Source organism: Haloferax sulfurifontis (genome assembly GCF_014635105.1).
GTDB classification, from domain to species: Archaea; Halobacteriota; Halobacteria; order Halobacteriales; family Haloferacaceae; genus Haloferax; species Haloferax denitrificans.
On the sequence record NZ_BMCI01000005.1, the window covers coordinates 258,318 to 277,587 of the forward strand.

A 19,270-nucleotide genomic window follows, 5' to 3' on the forward strand; every position below is an offset into this window, starting at 1 on the left:
TGCGCGATGACCGGCCCGACGGCCGGCAACGAGGCGTTGCTCGAACAGCAGGCCGCTCGCGAGTCGAGCGCGCGGACCTACCCCCGACACCTCCCGCACGCGATACGGGAGGCCTCGGGCGTCACCGTCACCGACATGGACGGCGAGGAGTACTACGACTGTCTCGCGGGGGCCGGCACGCTCGCGCTCGGCCACAACCACCCGAGAGTGGTCGAGGCGATGGAGCGCGTCCTCGCGGAGGACCGGCCGCTCCACACCCTCGATATCACGACCCCCGTCAAGGAGCGGTTCGTCGACACGCTGTTCGACAGCCTCCCCGACGAGTTCGCCGACAACGCGCGGGTGCAGTTCTGTAGCCCCGCCGGGACCGACGCCGTCGAGGCCGCGCTCAAACTCGTCAAGACCGCGACGGGCAACCGGAGCGTCCTCGGGTTTCAGGGCGGCTACCACGGCATGACCAACGGCGCGCTGAGCCTGATGGGCGACACGGACCCGAAGGAGGACGTGCCGGGACTGATGCCCGACGTACACCACCTGCCGTATCCGTACGAGTATCGGTGTCCGTTCGGCGTCGGCGGCGAGGAGTGTCACGAACTCGCCGCCCGGTACGTCGAACGCACCCTCGACGACCCCGAAAGCGGCATCACTGACCCCGCCGGGATGGTGGTCGAACTCGTGCAGGGCGAGGGCGGCGCGATTCCCGCGCCCGACGACTGGACCCGAGAGATGCGGCGGGTGACCCGCGAGCGCGACATCCCGCTCGTCGTCGACGAGATTCAGACCGGCCTCGGCCGAACCGGCGAGCTGTACGCCTTCGAACACGCCGACATCGTCCCCGACGCGGTCACGCTCTCGAAGGCCATCGGCGGGGCGCTCCCGCTTTCGGTCGTCGTCTACGACGAGTCGCTCGACGTCTGGGAACCGGGCGCGCACGCCGGGACCTTCCGGGGGAACCAACTCGCGATGGCCGCCGGCATCGCCACCATCGAACACGTGCTCGAACACGACCTCGACGACCACGCCGCGCGCATGGGCGACCGACTCCGCGGCCACCTCGACGCGACGAAACGCGCCCACGACGCCGTCGGCGACGTTCGCGGTCGCGGACTGATGCTCGGCGTGGAACTCGTCGACCCCGCGGGAGCGCCCGACACCTGCGGGCGCTTCCCGGCGCATCCGGACCTCGCCGACGCCGTCCGCGCGGCGTGTTTCGACCGCGGACTCATCGTCGAACTCGGCGGCCGCCACGGGAGCGTCGTCCGCTTCCTCCCGCCGCTCGTCGTCACCCCGAACGACGTGGACGCCATCGGGAGCATCTTCGCGGACGCCGTCGAGGCCGCAATCGAGGCGGTCGACGCCGACGGCCGCCGGGAGGTCGCCGCATGAACGGCGTCGGCGAGCGGCGCGACCCGCGGCCGGACGCCGCGAAGTGGTTCCTGAGCGGCGGCGACGACGACCGAGCGCGCTACCGAGACGCGATTGGCCGGGCGTGCGACCTCGTCCTCGACGAGTTCGCCGACGAGGCGACGCCGTACTCGGGGGCGACACCCGAGGAGCTCGACGACGCGCTCGCCCGGTTCGAGATGTTGCCCCACGAGGGCGACGGCGTGGCCGCGGCGCTCGACCGCACCGAGCCGGTTCTGCGAAACTCCGTCGGCGTCTCGGACCCGGCCTGCGTCGCGCACCTCCAGTGCCCGCCGACGATTCCGGCGCTCGCGGCCGAGGTGCTCCTGACGGCGACGAACCAGTCGATGGACTCGTGGGACCAGAGCCCCGCCGCGACGCAACTCGAACGGCGGTTCGTCGGGGAACTGTGCGACCTGTTCGGCTACGAGGACGGCGACGGCGTGTTCACGAGCGGCGGCACGCAGTCGAACTTCGTCGGCCTGCTCCTCGCGCGCAACAGGGTCGTCCTTGAGGAGTACGGCGTCGATGTCCAACAGGCGGGCCTCCCGCCGGAAGCGCGGGACCTGCGAATCCTCTGTTCGGCCGACGCCCACTTCACCGCCACGCAGGCCGCCTCGCACCTCGGACTCGGCGAGAACGCCGTCGTCACCGTCCCGACCGACGACGACCGCCGGTTGTCGATGGCGGCGTTCGACGAGGCGGTGGCGGACCTCCGCGAGCGCGGGAAACGCCCGTTCGCAATCGTCGCGACCGCCGGGACGACCGACTTCGGGAGCATCGACCCGTTAGGCCCGCTAGCCGAGCGCGCGGCCGACCTCGACTGCTGGTACCACGTCGACGCGGCGTGGGGCGGCGCCCTCGCCCTGAGCGATGACCACGCCGACAAACTCGCCGGTATCGAGGCCGCGGACTCAGTCGCGGTCGACTTCCACAAGCTGTTCTACCAGCCGATTAGCTGTGGCGCGGTCCTCGTCCGCGACGAGTCGGCGTACGACCTCATCGACCGCAACGCGGCCTACCTGAACCCGGAGCGCGACGACGACGCCGGCGTGCCGAATCTCGTCTCGAAGTCGGTCCAGACGACCCGGCGGTTCGACGCGCTCAAGCCCTTCGTCACGATGCAGGCGCTCGGCCGCGAGGGGCTGGCGTCGATGGTCGAATACACCATCGACCTCGCCGACGACGCCGCGAGGCTCGTCGAGGCCGACCCCGACCTCCGGCTCGTCCACGACTCCGAGCTGAACGTCGTCGTCTTCCGGTACGTCCCCGGCGACGGACGGAACGGTGACCCCGACAGACGCGGCGCCGACGAGGTGAACGAAGCTATCCGCGACTCCCTCCTCGACGACGGCGAGGCCGTGGTGGCCCGGACCATCGTCGACGGCGAGACGTGCCTGAAGCTGACGCTCCTGAACCCCCGAACGACGCGCGAGGACCTCCGAGCGCTCCTGCGCGAGGTTTCGACCCGCGGCACCGCACTCGAACCGACGACCGACGACCGACACGCATGAATCCGAACGACACAGCCGAGTCAGCGACGATACACAGCTTCCTGAACTGCTACCTCCGGGAGACCGGCGACTACGCCGTCGTCCCAGCCGGGGACGCGCCGGTCGAGACGGACGCCGACGAAGTCGTCCACGCGCCGCTTTCCCGGCAGGGCGTGGACCTCTACGTCCCGCTTTCGTACCGGTCGCCGACGGACCGCCACCTGTTCGACCTCCCCGGCGTCTACCGGCTTCCCCACGGCGAGACGCTCCCGCTGGAGTACACGACGCTCGTGACGCTCGTCACGACCGAACTCAGACTCGACCGCGACGACACCGGCGCGCCCGACGAACTCCTCTTGCGAGTCGTCAAGAGCTGTCGGAACATCGAGCGGTTCGTCGAGGCCCGCCGCGGCGACGAGGAGCGACTGTACGGCTTCGACACCACCTTCCGCGACGCCGAGCAGTCGCTCGTCTTCGGCCACCCGCTCCACCCGACGCCCAAGAGCAGACAGGGCATCCCGGCCCACGAGTCGCGGAGCTACGCGCCCGAACTCCGCGGGTCGTTCCCGCTTGCGTACTTCAGCGCCGACCCCGAACTCGTCTCGCAGGACTCCGCGCGCGACGACTCGGCGGCCGAGTGGGTCGCGTCGGCGCTCCGGGCGGACGAGTCGGTCCCCGAGTCGTTCGTCGCCGAACGCGTCGACGCCGACGAGGTGCTGGTTCCCGTCCACCCGTGGCAGGCCGACTACCTCCGCGCGCAACCCGAAGTGCAGGCGCACCTCGGCGACGGCCTCGAATACGTCGGCCGAGTCGGCCGGGAGTTCTACCCGACCTCGTCGGTGCGGACCCTGTACGCCCCCGACTCGCCGTTCATGGTCAAGGCGTCGCTGAACGTCAAAATCACCAACTCCGAGCGGACGAACAAACGCCCCGAACTGGAGCGCGGCGTCGCCGTCACCGAACTGCTGGACACCGAACTCGGCGACGACCTCGAAGAGCGGTTCCCGGCGTTCGACGTCGTCCGCGACCCGGCGTACCTGACGGTCGACCTCGGAAACGGCGAATCCGGCTTCGAGACCGTCCTCCGCGAGAACCCCTTCCGCGGGAACGCGGCGACGAACGCGACGCCCGTGGTCGGCCTCTGTCAGGACCACCTCGGCGACGGGTCGTCGCGGCTGGCGACGCTCGTCGAGGGAATCGCCGAGCACGAGGGCAGACCGACCGATGCGGTGGCTGAAGACTGGTTCCGCCAGTACCTCGAACTGTCGGTTCGGCCGGTGCTGTGGCTCTATCTCGAACGCGGACTGGGCGTCGAAGCCCACCAGCAAAACAGCGTGCTGACGCTCGACGGCGGCTATCCCGAGACGTTCCGCTACCGCGACAATCAGGGCTACTACCTCCCCGAGTCGATGTACGACGAGGTGGACGCGCTCCTGCCGGGCATCGGCGAGCGCGCCGACACCGTCTGCCCGGACGCCGTCGCCGACGAACGCATCCGGTACTACGTCGTCATCAACAACGCCCTCGGCCTCGTCAACGCCTTCGGCACGGCCGGACTGGTCGACGAGCGACGCCTCTTGGGCGTCCTCCGCGAGGAGCTCGAATCGCTCCGACGGTACGACCGGCCGTCGTCGTCGCTTCTCGACGACCTCCTCACGAAAGCGACGATTCCCTGCAAGGCGAACCTGCTCACGCGGTTCCACGACATGGACGAACTGGAGGGGTCGCTGGCGAACCAGTCGGTGTACGCCGACATCGACAACCCGCTCGTCACGGAACTGGAGGTGCCCGCGTCGTGACCGACGCGTCGGCAAGCGCCGCGGCGGACTCGGCGACCGACGACGCGGGCCGCGAGTACGCCTACCGCGTCCGCGACGAGCCCATCGACCGGACCATCGCCTTCGCGGAAGTCGACCCGGCGCTGGACTTCGACCGGCTTCACGCGTGGCTCGGCTCCGACCACGTGAAGCCGTACTGGCAACTCGACCTCCCGGAACCGGCGTTTCGAGAACGGCTCGACGAGAAACTGTCCGACGACCATCTCACGCCGTACGTCGGCCTGCTCGACCACACGCCGATGAGCTACTGGGAGGCGTACCGCGCGGCCGACGACGTCGTCGCCGAGTGCTACGACGCCGCCCCCGAAGACCGGGGCGTCCACCTGCTCATCGGGCCGCCGGAGTATCTCGGGCACGGCTACTCGATACCGCTCTTGCGGGCGATGACGGCGTTTCAGTTCCGCGCGACCGACGCGACCCGCGTCGTCAGCGAACCGGACGTGCGAAACGAGCGGGTCATCCACGTTTTCGAGCGGTGCGGCTACGAGGCGCAGAAACGTATCGATCTCCCCGACAAGGAGGCCGTGTTGATGCACTGCGAGCGCGACAGATTCTTCGACACGGTGGCCGAGAACGCGGAGGCGGAGGTGAGCCGATGAGCGAGTCGCACGTCCGCGACGTGGTCGGAATCGGTCTCGGCCCGTTCAACCTCGGACTGGCCGCCCTGCTCGACGGCGCGCCCGAGGACGTGGACGCGGCGTTCCTCGAACGGGACGCCGAGTTCGCGTGGCACGAGGGGATGCTCATCGAGGGGACGACGCTGGAGGTCCCGTTCCTCGCGGACCTCGTGACGCTCGCCGACCCGACGAACCCCCACAGCTACCTCAACTACCTGCGGGAGACGGGCCGCATCTACGAGTTCTACTTCTACGAGACGTTCCAGATTCCCCGGCGGGAGTACAACGACTACCTCCGATGGGTGGTCGGCCGACTCGACGCCTGCCGGTTCAGCCGCGAGGTCACCGACGTTCGCTGGGACGAACGCGAGGAGTGCTACGCGGTCACCGCGCGGAACCCGGAGACCGGCGAGCGCTCCGAGTGCCGCGCCGAGAACCTCGCGCTCGGAATCGGCTCTCGGCCGCACGTCCCCGAACACCTCCGCGGACACCCGACCGAAGACGTGTTCCACACGGCGCGGTATCGGCACAACCGCGAGCGCGTCGTGGACGCGGACACAGTCACCGTCGTCGGGTCCGGACAGAGCGCCGCCGAGGTGTTCCAAGACCTCTTGGACCGCCAGTCCGACCACGGCTACCGGCTGGATTGGCTGACTCGCTCGGACGGCTTTTTCCCCATGGAGTACTCGAAGCTCGGCCTCCAGCACTTCACGCCCGAGTACGAGCGGTACGTCTACGACCTCCCGCAGGCGGTGAAAGACGACCTCATCCCGAATCAGGACCTGCTGTACAAGGGCATCGACCCGGAGACGAGCGCCGAGATATACGACCTGCTCTACCGGCGCTCCATCGGTGGCAACGACCCGGACGTCGGCCTCTTCGCGATGACGGAGGTCCGAGACATCGCGGCCGCCGGCGACGCGTACGCCCTCGACTGTCACCAGTGGCAGGCCGAGGAGTCGTTCGTCCACGAGAGCGAGGTCGTGATTCTCGGCACGGGCTACGAGCGGCCGATTCCCGAGTTCCTCGAACCGATGGAAGACGCCATCGAGTGGGACGAGAAGGGTCGGTTCGAAGTGACCGAGGACCACCGACTCGCGGTCGGCGTGCCGGGAGACGTGTTTCTCCAGAACGCCGAGGTCCACACCCACGGCGTCGGGGTTCCGGACCTCGGCCTCGGGTGCTACCGGAACGCGAAGTTCGTCAACCGACTCGTCGGGCGCGAGGTCTACCCCGACGACGGCGACACGGTCTTTCAGGACTTCTCGGTGGCGCAGTTCCTCGAACGCGCACCGAACGCGACCCGCGCGGGCGGAAGCGAAACGCGACTCACGCCGACGCAGAACGACTGACGATACCCATGAATCCGAACGACACCACGCTACGGGACGCACTGGACGCAGACGTCTGGGAGACGGTCGAACGCCGCCTCCTGACGAAGATGCTCGAAGAGTTCGCCTACGAGGAAATCGTCGAGCCGCGGAAGATAGACGCCGGCGACGACCGCCACGGCTACCGGTTCGACCTCGGCGAGACGAGCTACCGGTTCGAGGCCGCCGACCGACTGATGGACAGCCTTCACGTCTACGGAGATACGGTCGAACGCCGAACCGACGGGGCGTGGAAGCCGCTCGGCGACCCTCTTCGACTACTGCGCGACCTCGGCGAGACGACCGACCTCGACGGGCTCACCGAGGGGAACCTCGTCCGCGAGTACAAGCGAACGCTACTCGCGGACGCCCACATCGAGTCGCGAAAGCGGGGCCGGGAGGGGTTCGACCCGACGGCGCTCGATTACGCCCGTCTCGAAGGCGAGATGGAGGGCCACCCGTGGATTACGTACAACAAGGGACGGCTCGGCTGGGGGTACGACGATTACAAGCAGTACGCACCGGAGCGCAAAGAGCCGGTGACGCTCTCGTGGGCGGCCGTCCGCAAGGAACACGCGACGTTCGTCGGGACCGGGGAGGTCGACCACGACTCGGTCGTCCGCGGCGAACTCGGCGACTACTACGAACGCTTCCGAAGTCGCCTCGACGCGAAGGGATACGACCCGGACGCCTACTTCTTCATGCCGGTCCACGACTGGCAGTGGGAACACAGCGTCGTCCCGCTGTTTCCCGACCACATCGCGGCCGGCGACATCGTCCCGCTCGGCGAGGGGCCGGACGAGTACCTCCCGCAACAGTCGGTCCGGACCTTCGTCAACGTCGACGACGCGGAGAAACACCACGTGAAGGTTCCGATGCGGATTCTCAACACGCTGGTCTGGCGGGGGCTTCCCGGCGAGCGGACCGAACTCGCGCCGACGGTCACCGACTACATCAAAGGCATCTACGAGCGGGACGACTTCCTGCAGGAACAGGGGTTGATTCTCCCCGGCGAGATTGCGGGCCTCAACTACGACCACGCGGACTTCACCGACATCGACGGCTCGCCGTACCAGTACCACGAACTGCTTGGCGCGGTCTGGCGGGAGTCCATCTACACGTTCCTCGAAGACGACGAGCGAGCGATTACGCTCTCGTCGCTGATGCACGTCGACGGCGCGGGCGAACCCTTCGTCTCGCGGCTGGTCGAACAGTCGGGACTCGCGCTCGACGAGTGGCTGGCCGAGTTCTTCGACACCGTCTTGCCGCCGCTGTTGCACTTCCTCTACCGCTACGGAACCGTGTTCTCCCCGCACGGCCAGAACACCATCCTCGTCGTCGAAGACGGCGTTCCCACCCGACTCGCGGTCAAGGACTTCGCGGACGACGTGAACGTGAGCGACCAGTCGCTCCCGGAGTTGGAGGCGCTTCCCGACGAGGTGCACGACGTGCTCCGAAAGGAACCGCCTGAAGGCCTCTGTCAGTTCATCTTCTCCGGGCTGTTCGTCTGCGTCCTCCGGTACGTCGCCGACGTGCTCGAAGAACACGAAGACTACTCCGAACGGGAGTTCTGGGCGCATGCACGACGCGCGGTGCTCGACTATCAGGCGCAGTTCCCCGAACTCCAAGCGCGGTTCGACCTGTTCGACATGCTCCGACCGGAGTTCACGAAGCTCAGTCTCAACCGGAACCGCATCTTCGACTACGGCTACGACGACTCCCCCGGTCGTCCGCACGCCGCCGAACACGGAACGGTGTCGAACGCCCTCGCCGAAGTCGCGGGCGACAGAGCTGACGACGCGAGTCAGGTGGGGACGGCGGACGACTGAACCGAGAGACGGGAGGCCGGACCGTGGGCTCCGCCGGCGGTTCGTCACCGACGCCGGCCGCTGTGGACCTCCCCGTTCGTCCCACGCCGTGAGACACGACGAGTGCGAACCGTGGGACTGAGCCGCGAGGAAACGGGATCCATATTGTACACATCGAACAACTATCCGAAGAAGACGGGGCGTCGGCGTCCGCCAGTCACGACCGGTCGTCGAGACGAAAACAGCGGCCACAGAGACGAGCGAAATTGACGAGTTTCTGGACGCCTCGGAAGCGTTAACAAAAAATCCCAAGTTAGAGAAACCGAACACAACGTCGTTTCGGGCGAGAGGTAGAGAACGGACGACGAGTACGTAAGATAGGGAAAACCGAAGGACCACCGCACATAGTATTGCTCGATAGCAGAACAGCAGCCGGAAAGCAGAACAGTCGCTTGACAGACGGGGGAGTCCCGCGGAAACGACGTTCCACGTTCACGGCCCACCGTTCTCCCGACCAGAACACTTATTCAGATACTTGATAACGAATAATCATGGACGCCAAACATCCGGTCCGGACCACGGAAAAGACGCTGGCGCTCGTCGAGGAACTGATGGAGAAAGGACCCTGTGGGGTCACGGAGTTAGCCAGCGACCTCCAGATGGGAAAGAGCGCGGTGCACAACCACCTGACGACGCTCCAGAAACACGGGTACGTCCTCAAGGACGGCGACGACTACCGGGTCGGCTTGAAGTTCCTCGAAGTCGGCGGCCACAGTCGGAAGTCGATGGAGGTGTATCAAATCGCCGAACCCGAGGTCAAGTCGCTCGCCGCCGACACGGGCGAACTCGCCAACCTCCTCGTCGAAGAACAGGGGATGGGCGTCTACCTGATGCGGGCGAAAGGCGACGACGCCGTGGACCTCGACACCTACGCGGGTCTGCGGACGAACCTGCACACGACGGCGCTCGGGAAGGCGATTCTCGCGAACCTCCCGGAGTCTCGGGTCGACGAGATAATCGAGCGCCACGGGCTCGAACAGAAGACGCCGAAGAGCATCGGCACGCGGCAGGAGCTGTTCGAGGTGCTCGAAGCGGTCCGCGAGCGCGGCTACGCCATCGACGACGGCGAGCGTCTCGAAGGCCTGCGCTGTATCGCCGCACCCATCAAATCGTCGTCCGGTGAGGTGCTCGGGGCCATCAGCGTCTCCGCGCCCGCCAGCCGAGTCAGTGACGAAGACCTCCACGGAGCGCTCCCCGAGCGCGTCCTGAGCGCGGCGAACGTCGTCGAACTGAACATCAACTACTGACCCTCTCGTTCGCTATCTCGGAACAGGGCGCGAGCCCCTCGAATTCTCGATGCGGGGCCGTGTTAAGATAGCTCTCGTCATGTGACTACGGCCGTAAGTTACACAGCTATGGGTGTAATCTTGATTGCAGTCGTCTACGGAATGTCGTTCTGGTATAGAGAATTATATGCGAGGTAGCTGAGACGACAGTGTCGGCAGGGTGAGAGCGCGGGTGACGGGGGATAGGTGATGGTGACGGGAGACAGATGAGGAGAGGAAAGAAAAGAACGAGACGATGGCAGACGGTCGCCGTCGGCGACCGGGTGGGAGGCTCAGTAGTTGTCGTAGACGGTCTTCTCGATGGTGTAGAAGTCGAGGCCGGCGTCGCCCTGCTCGCGCCACGTCTCCGACGAGGAACGCTTGAACCCGCCGAAGGGGACGTGGAGTTCGAGGCCGGTCGTCTTGTCGTTGACCTTCACCACGCCGGCTTCGACCTCGTCGACGAAGCGGTTCGCCTCGGTGTGGTCGTCGGTGACGACGCTGGCCGACAGGCCGTAGTCGACGCCGTTCGCGACCGCAAGCCCCTCGTCGAAGTCGCTCACTTCGATGACGGCGATGACCGGCCCGAAGACCTCCTCCTGTGCGATGCGCATGTCGGGGTCGACGTCGGTGAACACCGTCGGCTCCACGAAGTGACCCGTCTCGACTTCCTCGCCCTCGGGGACGCCGCCGCCCGCGACGAGAGTCGCGCCCTCGCCCTCGGCGATGTCGATGTATTCGAGCGTCGAGGAGAGCTCGGACTCGCTGACCTGCGGGCCCATCTCGTGGTCGGTGCCGGGACCGACGTCGAGGGACTTCGCGCGGTCGACGAGCTCGGCGACGAAGTCGTCGTACACGTCCTCGTGGACGATGGCGCGGGAGCAGGCCGTACACGACTGGCCGGTGGTTCCGAACCCGCCGTTAGCGACGATGTCGGCGGCTTCAGCGGGGTCCGCGGAGTCGGCGACGAGCGTCGGGTTCTTCCCGCCGAGTTCGGTCTGGACGCGCTTGCCGGCGTCTGTGGCCTGCTCGTACACCATCTCGCCGACCTGACTGCTCCCGGTGAAGGAGACGAGGTCCGTGCCCTCGTTGGCGATGAACTCGCTACCGACCGAGCTACCGGGGCCGGTGACGACGTTGAGGACGCCGTCCGGGAGGCCGGCCTCGTCGAGCGCGCGGGCGATTTCGACGACGACGCCGGGCGCGATGGAGGCGGGCTTGAGGACGACGGTGTTGCCGGCGGCGAGCGCCGGAGCGAGCTTCCACGCCGGGATGGCGATGGGGTAGTTCCACGGCGTGATGAGCGCCGCGACGCCCACCGGCTCCTGCCGCGTGTAGAGGTTCGTGTTCGGCCCGCTCGCACCCTTCCTCGCGCCGCCGAGGTCGGCGGCCTTCGTCGAGAAGTAGTGGAAGATGTCGATTGCGCGCTGTACCTCGCCCGCCGCCTCGGGGCGCGCCTTCCCCTCCTCGGCGATGAGGATGTCGGTCAGTTCGTCCTTGCGCTGGGCGAGGAGCGTCCCCGCTTCGCGGAGGATGCGTCCGCGCTCGGGACCGGGCGTGTTTCGCCACTCGTCTTCGGCCGCGACGGCGGCGTCGACGGCCGCGGCGGCGTCGTTCTCGTTGGAGTTCTGATATGTCGCGACCACTTCGCTCGGGTTCGCGGGGTTCGTCACCTCGGCCGTCTCGCCGGTCTCCGAGGTCACCCACTCACCGTTGACGTAGTTTTTACTGGGGTCCGTCATCGAGTGCATGTTTCGTCTTCCGACATACAATTCTTCCGAAGCTGTCACTATTTGTTGGCTGTCGTCGACGGGGGAGTTCGGGAGCGTGCATCGGGGTGAGCGACGAACTACCAACCCACACACTTTTGTAGTGGCTTTCGAGATATACGTGCGCAATGGTTGAGCAAGCGAAGCTTAGCGACCCGAACGCGGAGTACACGATGCGCGACCTGTCCGCGGAGACGATGGATATCACGAATCCGCGAGGCGGCGTCCGCGACGCCGAAATCACGGACGTACAGACGACGATGGTCGACGGGAACTACCCGTGGATTCTCGTCCGCGTCTACACCGACGCGGGCGTCGTCGGCACCGGCGAGGCCTACTGGGGCGGCGGCGACACCGCCATCATCGAGCGGATGAAACCGTTCCTCGTCGGCGAGAACCCCCTCGACATCGACCGCCTGTACGAGCACCTCGTCCAGAAGATGTCCGGCGAGGGCTCGGTCTCGGGCAAGGTCATCTCCGCCATCTCGGGCATCGAAATCGCGCTTCACGACGTCGCCGGGAAGCTCCTCGACGTGCCCGCCTACCAGCTCGTCGGCGGGAAGTACCGCGACGAGGTGCGCGTCTACTGCGACCTCCACACCGAAGACGAGGCCAACCCGCAGGCCTGCGCCGAGGAGGGCGTCCGCGTGGTCGAGGAGCTCGGCTACGACGCCATCAAGTTCGACCTCGACGTGCCCTCGGGCCACGAGAAGGACCGCGCGAACCGCCACCTCCGCAACCCCGAAATCGACCACAAGGTCGAAATCGTCGAGGCCGTCACCGAGGCCGTCGGCGACCGCGCCGACGTCGCGTTCGACTGCCACTGGTCCTTTACCGGCGGGAGCGCAAAGCGCCTCGCCGCCGAGCTGGAAGACTACGACGTGTGGTGGCTCGAAGACCCCGTCCCGCCGGAGAACCACGACGTGCAGAAGCTCGTGACCCAGTCCACGACGACGCCCATCGCGGTCGGCGAGAACGTCTACCGGAAGTTCGGCCAGCGGACACTGCTCGAACCGCAGGCGGTGGACATCATCGCGCCGGACCTGCCCCGCGTCGGCGGCATGCGCGAGACGCGGAAGATAGCCGACCTCGCGGACATGTACTACATCCCCGTGGCGATGCACAACGTCTCGTCGCCCATCGGGACGATGGCCTCCGCGCAGGTCGCCGCGGCCATCCCGAACTCGCTTGCCCTCGAATACCACTCCTACCAGCTCGGCTGGTGGGAGGACCTCATCGAGGAGGACGACCTGATTCAGAACGGTCGCATGGAGATTCCCGAAAAGCCCGGCCTCGGGCTGACGCTCGACCTCGACGCCGTCGGAGAACACATGGTCGAAGGGGAGACGCTCTTCGACGAGGAGTAAGCCGCCACCGAGAGCGAGACTGTCCCACAGCGGCCGCGACCGCCTGACATGCACCCATAACCCGGACGCACCACCGCGAGCGAGAAACGCGAACGTCTCTCGGCACGCGGCGCGTCCCCCGCGGCCGCTTTTTCACTCGCTGAAGTTCGATACCGGAGCGACGCGACTCGCGGTTGCAGTCGCTACGCTGACGCAGATAGCTCGAAGGCTGAGCGCGGCACGCAAACCGCGAACGAGAAGCAGAAAGCAGTGACCGGTCAGTTCGAGACGAACGCGTCGATGGCGCGGTTCGACGGGAGTTCTCGGTTCTTCAGCGCGTCGCCGGTCTCCCCGTCGAACAGGTGAATCGCGTCTTCGGAGAACGAGACGGTCGTTCGGTCGCCCGCTTCGACTCTCGACCGCCCGGTGGTGGTCGCGGTGAACTGGGGCCCCTCGTCCCCGTCGGCGAACCGCAGGTGGACGGTGTTCTCGTTCCCCTGCGGCTCGACGACGACGACTTCGGCGTCGAAGGTCCGCTCGCCGGAGCGCCGCTCGCCGACCGCGACGTCCTCGGGTCGGATGCCGAGCGTGAGGGCGCTCGCGTCGCCGAGCTGGTCTCTGGTCGCGTCCGAAAGCGGGTAGTCGAAGCCGTCGCCGCTGAAGGTGTCGCCCGAAAGCGACCCGGGGAAGAAGTTCATCGACGGCTCGCCGATGAAGCCGGCGACGAACAGGTTGCTCGGCCGGTGGTAGCAGTCAAGCGGCGTGCCGACCTGCTGGAGTTCGCCGTCGTCGAGGACGGCGACGCGGTCGCCCATCGTCATCGCCTCCGTCTGGTCGTGGGTGACGTAGACGGTCGTGACGCCGAGTTCCTCCTGCAGTCGCTGGAGTTCGGTGCGCATCTCCGCCCGGAGCTTGGCGTCCAGGTTGGACAGCGGCTCGTCCATCAGGAACACCTCGGGGTCGCGCACGATTGCGCGCCCGAGGGCGACCCGCTGTTGCTGACCGCCCGAAAGCTGTCCGGGCTTGCGGTCGAGTAGGTCGGAGATACCGAGCATGTCGGTCGTCTCTTCGACCTGCTGGCGTATCTCGTCGTCCGGGAGGTCGGTCGACTCTTCGAGGCCGAACGACATGTTCCCGCGGACGCTCTTGTGCGGGTACAGCGCGTACGACTGGAACACCATCGCGATGTCCCGGTCCTGCGCGGACACGTCGTTGAGAACGCGCTCTTCGAGTCGGAGTTCGCCCTCCGTGACGGTTTCGAGCCCCGCCATCATCCGGAGCGTCGTCGATTTGCCACACCCCGAGGGACCGACGAGCACGAGGAACTCCCCGTCGTCGATGTCGAGCGATACTCTTCGACGGCGACGATGTCGTCGCCGCCGTCGTCGGTGTACACCTTCGTTACGTCGTCGAGTGTCAATCGTGCCATGGCTACTGTTCGAGTTGCGTGCGGTCGGCTTCCTGGTCGTGGCGGCGGTTGTGCACCGCGGTTCCGGTCTCCGCGTCGAACACGTGAATCTTGTCCGGCGGAATCGTCACCGTGACGCGGTCGCCCCGCGTGACGAGGTGCATCCCCTCCGTGACAGCCTGTAAGGCGTCGTCGGCGGAGGGTTGGTCCGGGTGCGAGAGGTGGAGGACGTTCTGGTCGCCGTGGGGCTCCACGACGGTCACGTCCATCCGGAGTTCGTGGTCGCCGAGCGCGGCGTCGGCGGCGGTGTCGTCGGTCGTCGCGTCGACGACCTCGATGTCTTCGGGGCGAATCCCCAAGACGAGGTCCTCGCGGTCGCCGACGGACTCCATCACGTCCGCGTCGAGCGGGTACGAGAAGTGCTCGCCGACGAACGTCGTCTCCGAGCGCGTCCCGCGGACGAGGTTTATCATCGGCTCGCCGATGAACTCCGCGACGAACAGGTTGTTCGGCTCGTGGTAGCACTCGAAGGGAGAGGCGACCTGCTGGAGTTCGCCGTCGTCCATGACGGCGATACGGTCGGCCATCGTCATCGCCTCCGTCTGGTTGTGGGTGACGTAGACGGTCGTGACGGCAAGTTGGTCCTGCAGGTTCTGGAGTTCGGTGCGCATCTCCGCCCGGAGCTTGGCGTCCAGGTTGGACAGCGGCTCGTCCATCAGGAACACTTCGGGGTCACGCACGATGGCGCGACCGAGGGCGACACGCTGTTGCTGGCCGCCGGAGAGTTCGTCGGGTTTCCGGTCGAGCAGGTCCGAGATGCCGAGCGTCTCGGCGACCTCGACGACGCGCTCGTCGCGCTCTTCAGACGTGTATCCTTCCTCTTCTTCCAGCCCGAACCGGATGTTCTGCCGGACGGTCATGTGCGGGTACAGCGCGTAGTCCTGGAACACCATCGCGATGTCGCGGTTCTGCGGGACGCGGTAGTTCATGTGGTCCCCGCCGATGTAGATGTCGCCGCTGGTCGGGGTCTCCAAGCCGGCGAGCATCCGGAGCGTCGTCGACTTGCCGCACCCCGAGGGACCGACGAGCACGAGGAACTCCTCGTCGGCGATATCGAGCGAGAGGTCGTCGACGGCGACCGTGTCGCCGAAGCGCTTCGTCAGGTCGGTGAGTTGAATCTGTCCCATGGGTTAGGCCTCCGTGCGAAGTCCCTTCGCGAACTGTTCGGCGAACGCGACGTACAGGATGAGCGTCGGAACCGCCGCGAGGAACGCCGCGGACATCCTGATACCGAAGTCGATGCCGGAGGTCGACGCCCCTGTCGCTCACTCCACGGCGGTCGCCGAGTTGTCTCGCGGGCGATAGTCGATGGTTCGCATCGTCTCTGTGAGCGAGAGATACCGGTCGTCGTTCGCCGAGACGAGGTTGACAGCGAGCGGTGAGTCGGGAAGCGGAGCCTCGACGGCCCGCCGCATCCCCTGCTCGCAGTCGCGGGGACTAAGCCACATCGCGCGGACGTAGCGCGCGACGGACTCCTCTTCGTCCACCTTCTCGCGGAGTTCGTCGACCGTCAGGAGCCACCCGATGCGGAGGTTGAGCACTTCCAGTCCGTGTCGGTCCGCGTAGTAGTTGCCCAGCGCCTCGCCGAACACCTTGCTCACGCCGTAGTACGAGTCGGGACGCGCCGGGTCCGACACGCCGACCGCCTCGGCGTCGGCGGCCAGGGTCTCCGGGCGGGTCGGGTCGGCGATGTTGTACATCTGGTGGACGTGGTTCGTGCTGGCGAAGACGAGTCGGTCGACGTCGGCCGCCAGCGCCGCCTCGTAGACGTTGTACGTGCCGCCGATATTGACCTCGTAGACGCTGTCCCACGCCGCGTCGGGGTTCGGATTGGCCGCGAGGTGAACGACGATATCGTGGCCCTCGAACGCCTCAGTCAGCGCGTCCTCGTCGCGCACGTCGAGGATGATGCTATCGAGTCCCTCGCGTTCTCGGTGCGTGATGGGCGTCACGTCGTGGTCCGAGTCCAGCGTCTCGACCGTGACTCTCCCGACGTTGCCAGCCGCTCCGGTGACCGCAATGCGTGCCATACGATGACAATCGACGGGAGTCTAATAAACGTGTTCCAAGCTCCCGCCGCCGGATTGCCACGGGGAAAACACGTATGAAACAGGGTCACAATCACGGCGTATGGTCGACCGACCAACCGCCATGGAAGACCCGCTCGACGGACGGACGGCGCTCGTCACGGGTGCGAGTTCGGGAATCGGCGCGGCGACGGCGCGCGTGCTCGCCGAGGACGGCGCGGACGTCTGTCTCGCCGCCCGCAGAGTCGAACAACTGGAATCGCTCGCGGACGAGATTCGCGAGGCAACGGACGCCGCCGTGAGCGTCGTGCCGACGGACGTGACCGACCCCGACGCGGTCCGGGCGCTCGTCGACGCGACCGTCGAGCGGTTCGGCTCGCTCGACATCGTCGTCTGCAACGCCGGCCTCGGCATCGACAAGTCGGTCGCGGAGTTGACCGACGAGGAGTACCGCCTGATGACGGGCGTCAACGTCGACGGGATGTTCTACACGGCCAGAGAGTCGATTCCACATCTCGTGGAGTCCGAGGGGAACCTCGTCTTCCTCGGGAGCATGTCCGGGAACCACCCGCGACCGCACAACCCGGTGTACGCCGCGACGAAGTGGTGGGTCCGCGGGTTCGCGTCGAGCCTGCAGGGGTCCATCGGCGAGGAGAACGTCGGCGTGACCTGCGTCAACCCGACCGAGGTTCGGACCGAGTTCGGCTCCGAGAGCGGCGAGACGCTCGAAGAGTCGTTCGAGGAGGGCGAAGTGACGGAGGCGATAGAGGTCGCCGACGCCATCGCCTACGCGGTCCGCCAGCGGTCGCCGAACACGGTGCTGTCGCTCGACCTCTACCGGCGCGACAAGCTCTCGCACTTCTGAGCGGCCGCGGGCGCGACGGTACTCCCAACAATCGAGAGAAGCGTATTTTGCGGTCGGTTCCGAACGGACGCCCATGACCGTCACGAGAGTGGTCGACACGTCGTGCCGACTCGGCGAGGGGCCGGTCTGGCACCCCGACGAAAAGCGGCTGTACTGGGTAGACATCGAATCCGGGCGACTCCACCGCTACGACCCCGAGACGGGGGCGCACGACTGTCCGGTCGAAACGTCGGTCATCGCCGGGGTGACGATTCAGCGCGACGGGTCGCTCCTGGCGTTTATGGACCGCGGCCGCGTCGGGCGCGTCGTCGACGGCGAACTCGGGGAAGTCACGCGAATCGTCGACTCGCCGACCCGGTTCAACGACGTCATCGCCGACCCCGCCGGGCGGGTGTTCTGCGGGACGATGCCCGCCGAGTCCGCGGGCGGGCGGCTGTTCCGCCTCGACACGGACGGGACGGTGACGACGGTCGAGACCGGCGTCGGAATCCCGAACGGGATGGGGTTCACCCGCGACCGCGAGCGGTTCTACTTCACGGAGACCGAGGCGCACACCATCTATCGGTACGACTACGACGAGGAGACGGGAGCCGTCTCGGACCGCGAGCGGTTCGTCGAATCGCCGGAGACGCCTGGACTGCCGGACGGGATGACGGTCGATTCGGCGGGTCACATCTGGTCGGCCCGCTGGGAGGGGGGCCGCGTGGTCAAGTACGACGCCGGCGGAACCGAACTCGACCGGTTCGAGGTGCCGACGGAGAAGGTGACGAGCGTCGCCTTCGGCGGGCCCGACCTCGATTCGCTCTACGTGACGACCGCCGGCGGCGACGGGGACGGCGGAGCAGACGACGATGCGGGCGCGCTGTTCCGCCTCGACGTGGCGGCGACCGGGCGGCCCGAGTTCCGCTCGGACGTTCGGCTGGGGTGAGTCGAAACGGACAGCGACCGAGCGGTCAGTTCAACTCGACCGCGCGCCCGGTGTCGGCGCTCTCGTAAATCGCGTCGATAGTCCGCATGACTGCCACGGATTCCTCGCGGTCGACGCGCGGCGTCTCGTCGGTCTCGACGGCGCGGGCGAACGCCTCGACCTCGCGGCGGTAGCTGTCGGTCGGGTCGAACGTCTCCGTGACGACGCGGCCGTCGGTGGCGTAGGTGAGTTCGGCCGAGGCCGTCGACCCGACGTTGAACGCGGGCGTCGCCTCCAGCCAGCCGTCGGTGGTCTGGACGCGGTAGTACTGGGTCTCGGGCGTGTCGAACGACGACTCGACGCGGGCGGTCGCGCCGTCGTCGTACTCCAAGACGCCCGACATCCGCGTGTCGACGCCGCAGTCGCGCGTGTCGGTCGTGGTCGCGTACACCCGGTCGGGCGTCCCGAGGAAGAGCCGCGCCGCGCTGACGGCGTAACAGCCCACGTCCATGACGCTCCCGCCGGCGAGGTCGGGGTCGATGCGGATGTCCTCGGCCCCGTCGGGCAGACGGAACGAGAAGTTCGACGTGACCGAGACGACCTCGCCGAGCTCCGACGCGACGAGCTCCGCGGCCCGCTCGGTCCGCGGGTGGAACCGGTACATGAACGCCTCCATCAGCGTGACGCCAGCGTCCTCGCAGTAGTCGAAGAGGGCGGCGGTCTCGTCGGCGCTGGCGGTCAGCGGCTTCTCGCAGAGCACGTGGAGACCGCGGTCGGCGGCCGCCCGGACCCAGTCGGCGTGGAGGCCGTTGGGGAGCGGGACGTACACCGCGTCGAGGGAGTCGTCGGCCAGAAGCGCCTCGTAACTGCCGTAGGCGGTGGGGATGCCGAGCTCGTCGGCGACCGCGCTCGCCCGCGCCTCGTCGCGGGACGCGATGGCGGCCGCCGTGTGCTCGCTCGCCTGCACCGCGGGGATGACCGATTTGACGCCGATGCCTGCCGTACTGAGGATGCCGAACTGCATGCGGGGAAC

At 67.2% G+C, this 19,270-nt stretch carries 14 protein-coding genes and 2 pseudogenes; 10 read left to right on the forward strand and 6 right to left on the reverse strand.

Features of this window, described 5'->3' with window-relative positions; all coding sequences use genetic code 11:
• Positions 1-6: 6 nt before the first annotated feature.
• The 7 genes from IEV64_RS14755 to xacR all read left to right on the forward strand — a co-directional run bounded on the left by IEV64_RS14755 (position 7) and on the right by xacR (position 9,837).
• Positions 7-1,386 (forward strand): diaminobutyrate--2-oxoglutarate transaminase, encoded by a 1,380-nt coding sequence (locus IEV64_RS14755; RefSeq protein WP_188424246.1) that lies wholly within the window; start codon positions 7-9, stop codon positions 1,384-1,386.
• On the forward strand, positions 1,383-2,918 hold the full coding sequence (locus IEV64_RS14760) for a pyridoxal phosphate-dependent decarboxylase family protein (protein ID WP_188424247.1): 1,536 nt from the start codon (positions 1,383-1,385) through the stop codon (positions 2,916-2,918). The genes IEV64_RS14755 and IEV64_RS14760 overlap by 4 nt, the downstream gene beginning before the upstream one ends.
• Positions 2,915-4,696 carry an IucA/IucC family protein gene (locus IEV64_RS14765; RefSeq protein ID WP_188424248.1) on the forward strand — a complete coding sequence of 594 codons (1,782 nt, stop codon included), beginning with the start codon at positions 2,915-2,917 and terminating at the stop codon, positions 4,694-4,696. Before IEV64_RS14760 ends, IEV64_RS14765 begins: the two co-directional genes overlap by 4 nt.
• Positions 4,693-5,334: a GNAT family N-acetyltransferase gene (locus tag IEV64_RS14770; protein ID WP_188424249.1), complete on the forward strand. Its 642-nt coding sequence runs from the start codon at positions 4,693-4,695 to the stop codon at positions 5,332-5,334. The genes IEV64_RS14765 and IEV64_RS14770 overlap by 4 nt, the downstream gene beginning before the upstream one ends.
• The gene (locus IEV64_RS14775) at positions 5,331-6,704 is read left to right on the forward strand and encodes a lysine N(6)-hydroxylase/L-ornithine N(5)-oxygenase family protein (RefSeq protein WP_188424250.1); all 1,374 of its coding nucleotides are present in this window, start codon (positions 5,331-5,333) and stop codon (positions 6,702-6,704) included. Before IEV64_RS14770 ends, IEV64_RS14775 begins: the two co-directional genes overlap by 4 nt.
• An 8-nt stretch (positions 6,705-6,712) precedes the next feature.
• Positions 6,713-8,551, forward strand: a complete 1,839-nt coding sequence (locus tag IEV64_RS14780) for an IucA/IucC family protein (RefSeq protein WP_188424251.1) — start codon at positions 6,713-6,715, stop codon at positions 8,549-8,551.
• 530 nt (positions 8,552-9,081) lie between these two features.
• The gene (gene xacR / locus IEV64_RS14785) at positions 9,082-9,837 is read left to right on the forward strand and encodes an HTH-type transcriptional regulator XacR (RefSeq protein ID WP_004968482.1); all 756 of its coding nucleotides are present in this window, start codon (positions 9,082-9,084) and stop codon (positions 9,835-9,837) included.
• A 311-nt stretch (positions 9,838-10,148) separates the two neighbouring features.
• On the opposite strand, the gene xacF is transcribed toward xacR, so the two are convergent.
• Positions 10,149-11,597: a 2,5-dioxovalerate dehydrogenase gene (gene xacF / locus IEV64_RS14790; RefSeq protein WP_188424252.1), complete on the reverse strand. Its 1,449-nt coding sequence runs from the start codon at positions 11,595-11,597 to the stop codon at positions 10,149-10,151.
• A gap of 155 nt (positions 11,598-11,752) precedes the next feature.
• On the opposite strand from xacF, the gene IEV64_RS14795 reads away from it, so the two are divergent.
• Complete coding sequence (locus IEV64_RS14795; RefSeq protein ID WP_188424253.1) at positions 11,753-12,991, forward strand: xylonate dehydratase; 1,239 nt, start codon at positions 11,753-11,755, stop codon at positions 12,989-12,991.
• Between the two features lie 257 nt (positions 12,992-13,248).
• Here IEV64_RS14795 and xacK read toward each other — a convergent pair.
• The 4 genes and pseudogenes from xacK to IEV64_RS14815 all read right to left on the reverse strand — a co-directional run bounded on the left by xacK (position 13,249) and on the right by IEV64_RS14815 (position 16,468).
• Positions 13,249-14,399, reverse strand: a pseudogene (xacK, locus tag IEV64_RS14800) (xylose/arabinose ABC transporter ATP-binding protein XacK).
• Between the two features lie 2 nt (positions 14,400-14,401).
• Complete coding sequence (gene xacJ / locus IEV64_RS14805; protein WP_007274191.1) at positions 14,402-15,565, reverse strand: xylose/arabinose ABC transporter ATP-binding protein XacJ; 1,164 nt, start codon at positions 15,563-15,565, stop codon at positions 14,402-14,404.
• Positions 15,566-15,568: 3 nt separating this feature from the next.
• A pseudogene (locus IEV64_RS14810) lies at positions 15,569-15,703 on the reverse strand (carbohydrate ABC transporter permease); the annotation flags it as partial.
• Positions 15,704-16,468 (reverse strand): NAD-dependent epimerase/dehydratase family protein, encoded by a 765-nt coding sequence (locus IEV64_RS14815; protein ID WP_188424254.1) that lies wholly within the window; start codon positions 16,466-16,468, stop codon positions 15,704-15,706.
• A 121-nt stretch (positions 16,469-16,589) separates the two neighbouring features.
• On the opposite strand from IEV64_RS14815, the gene IEV64_RS14820 reads away from it, so the two are divergent.
• Both IEV64_RS14820 and xacC read left to right on the forward strand, forming a co-directional pair.
• Positions 16,590-17,330 carry an SDR family oxidoreductase gene (locus tag IEV64_RS14820; RefSeq protein WP_007274187.1) on the forward strand — a complete coding sequence of 247 codons (741 nt, stop codon included), beginning with the start codon at positions 16,590-16,592 and terminating at the stop codon, positions 17,328-17,330.
• A 73-nt stretch (positions 17,331-17,403) separates the two neighbouring features.
• Complete coding sequence (gene xacC / locus IEV64_RS14825) at positions 17,404-18,258, forward strand: pentonolactonase XacC (protein ID WP_188424255.1); 855 nt, start codon at positions 17,404-17,406, stop codon at positions 18,256-18,258.
• A 25-nt stretch (positions 18,259-18,283) separates the two neighbouring features.
• On the opposite strand, the gene IEV64_RS14830 is transcribed toward xacC, so the two are convergent.
• Positions 18,284-19,261 (reverse strand): D-xylose 1-dehydrogenase, encoded by a 978-nt coding sequence (locus IEV64_RS14830; RefSeq protein WP_188424256.1) that lies wholly within the window; start codon positions 19,259-19,261, stop codon positions 18,284-18,286.
• Positions 19,262-19,270 lie beyond the last annotated feature (9 nt).

Bases quoted from the DNA above. Each gene is read 5' to 3' on its own strand.
- IEV64_RS14775 (WP_188424250.1), top strand. From the start codon at position 5,331: ATGAGCGAGTCGCACGTCCGCGACGTGGTCGGAATCGGTCTCGGCCCG.
- xacR (WP_004968482.1), top strand. From the start codon at position 9,082: ATGGACGCCAAACATCCGGTCCGGACCACGGAAAAGACGCTGGCGCTC.
- IEV64_RS14820 (WP_007274187.1), top strand. From the start codon at position 16,590: ATGGAAGACCCGCTCGACGGACGGACGGCGCTCGTCACGGGTGCGAGT.
- IEV64_RS14830 (WP_188424256.1), bottom strand. From the start codon at position 19,261: ATGCAGTTCGGCATCCTCAGTACGGCAGGCATCGGCGTCAAATCGGTC.
- IEV64_RS14815 (WP_188424254.1), bottom strand. From the start codon at position 16,468: ATGGCACGCATTGCGGTCACCGGAGCGGCTGGCAACGTCGGGAGAGTC.
- IEV64_RS14755 (WP_188424246.1), top strand. From the start codon at position 7: ATGACCGGCCCGACGGCCGGCAACGAGGCGTTGCTCGAACAGCAGGCC.
- xacF (WP_188424252.1), bottom strand. From the start codon at position 11,597: ATGACGGACCCCAGTAAAAACTACGTCAACGGTGAGTGGGTGACCTCG.
- IEV64_RS14795 (WP_188424253.1), top strand. From the start codon at position 11,753: ATGGTTGAGCAAGCGAAGCTTAGCGACCCGAACGCGGAGTACACGATG.
- xacJ (WP_007274191.1), bottom strand. From the start codon at position 15,565: ATGGGACAGATTCAACTCACCGACCTGACGAAGCGCTTCGGCGACACG.
- IEV64_RS14780 (WP_188424251.1), top strand. From the start codon at position 6,713: ATGAATCCGAACGACACCACGCTACGGGACGCACTGGACGCAGACGTC.
- IEV64_RS14765 (WP_188424248.1), top strand. From the start codon at position 2,915: ATGAATCCGAACGACACAGCCGAGTCAGCGACGATACACAGCTTCCTG.
- xacC (WP_188424255.1), top strand. From the start codon at position 17,404: ATGACCGTCACGAGAGTGGTCGACACGTCGTGCCGACTCGGCGAGGGG.
- IEV64_RS14760 (WP_188424247.1), top strand. From the start codon at position 1,383: ATGAACGGCGTCGGCGAGCGGCGCGACCCGCGGCCGGACGCCGCGAAG.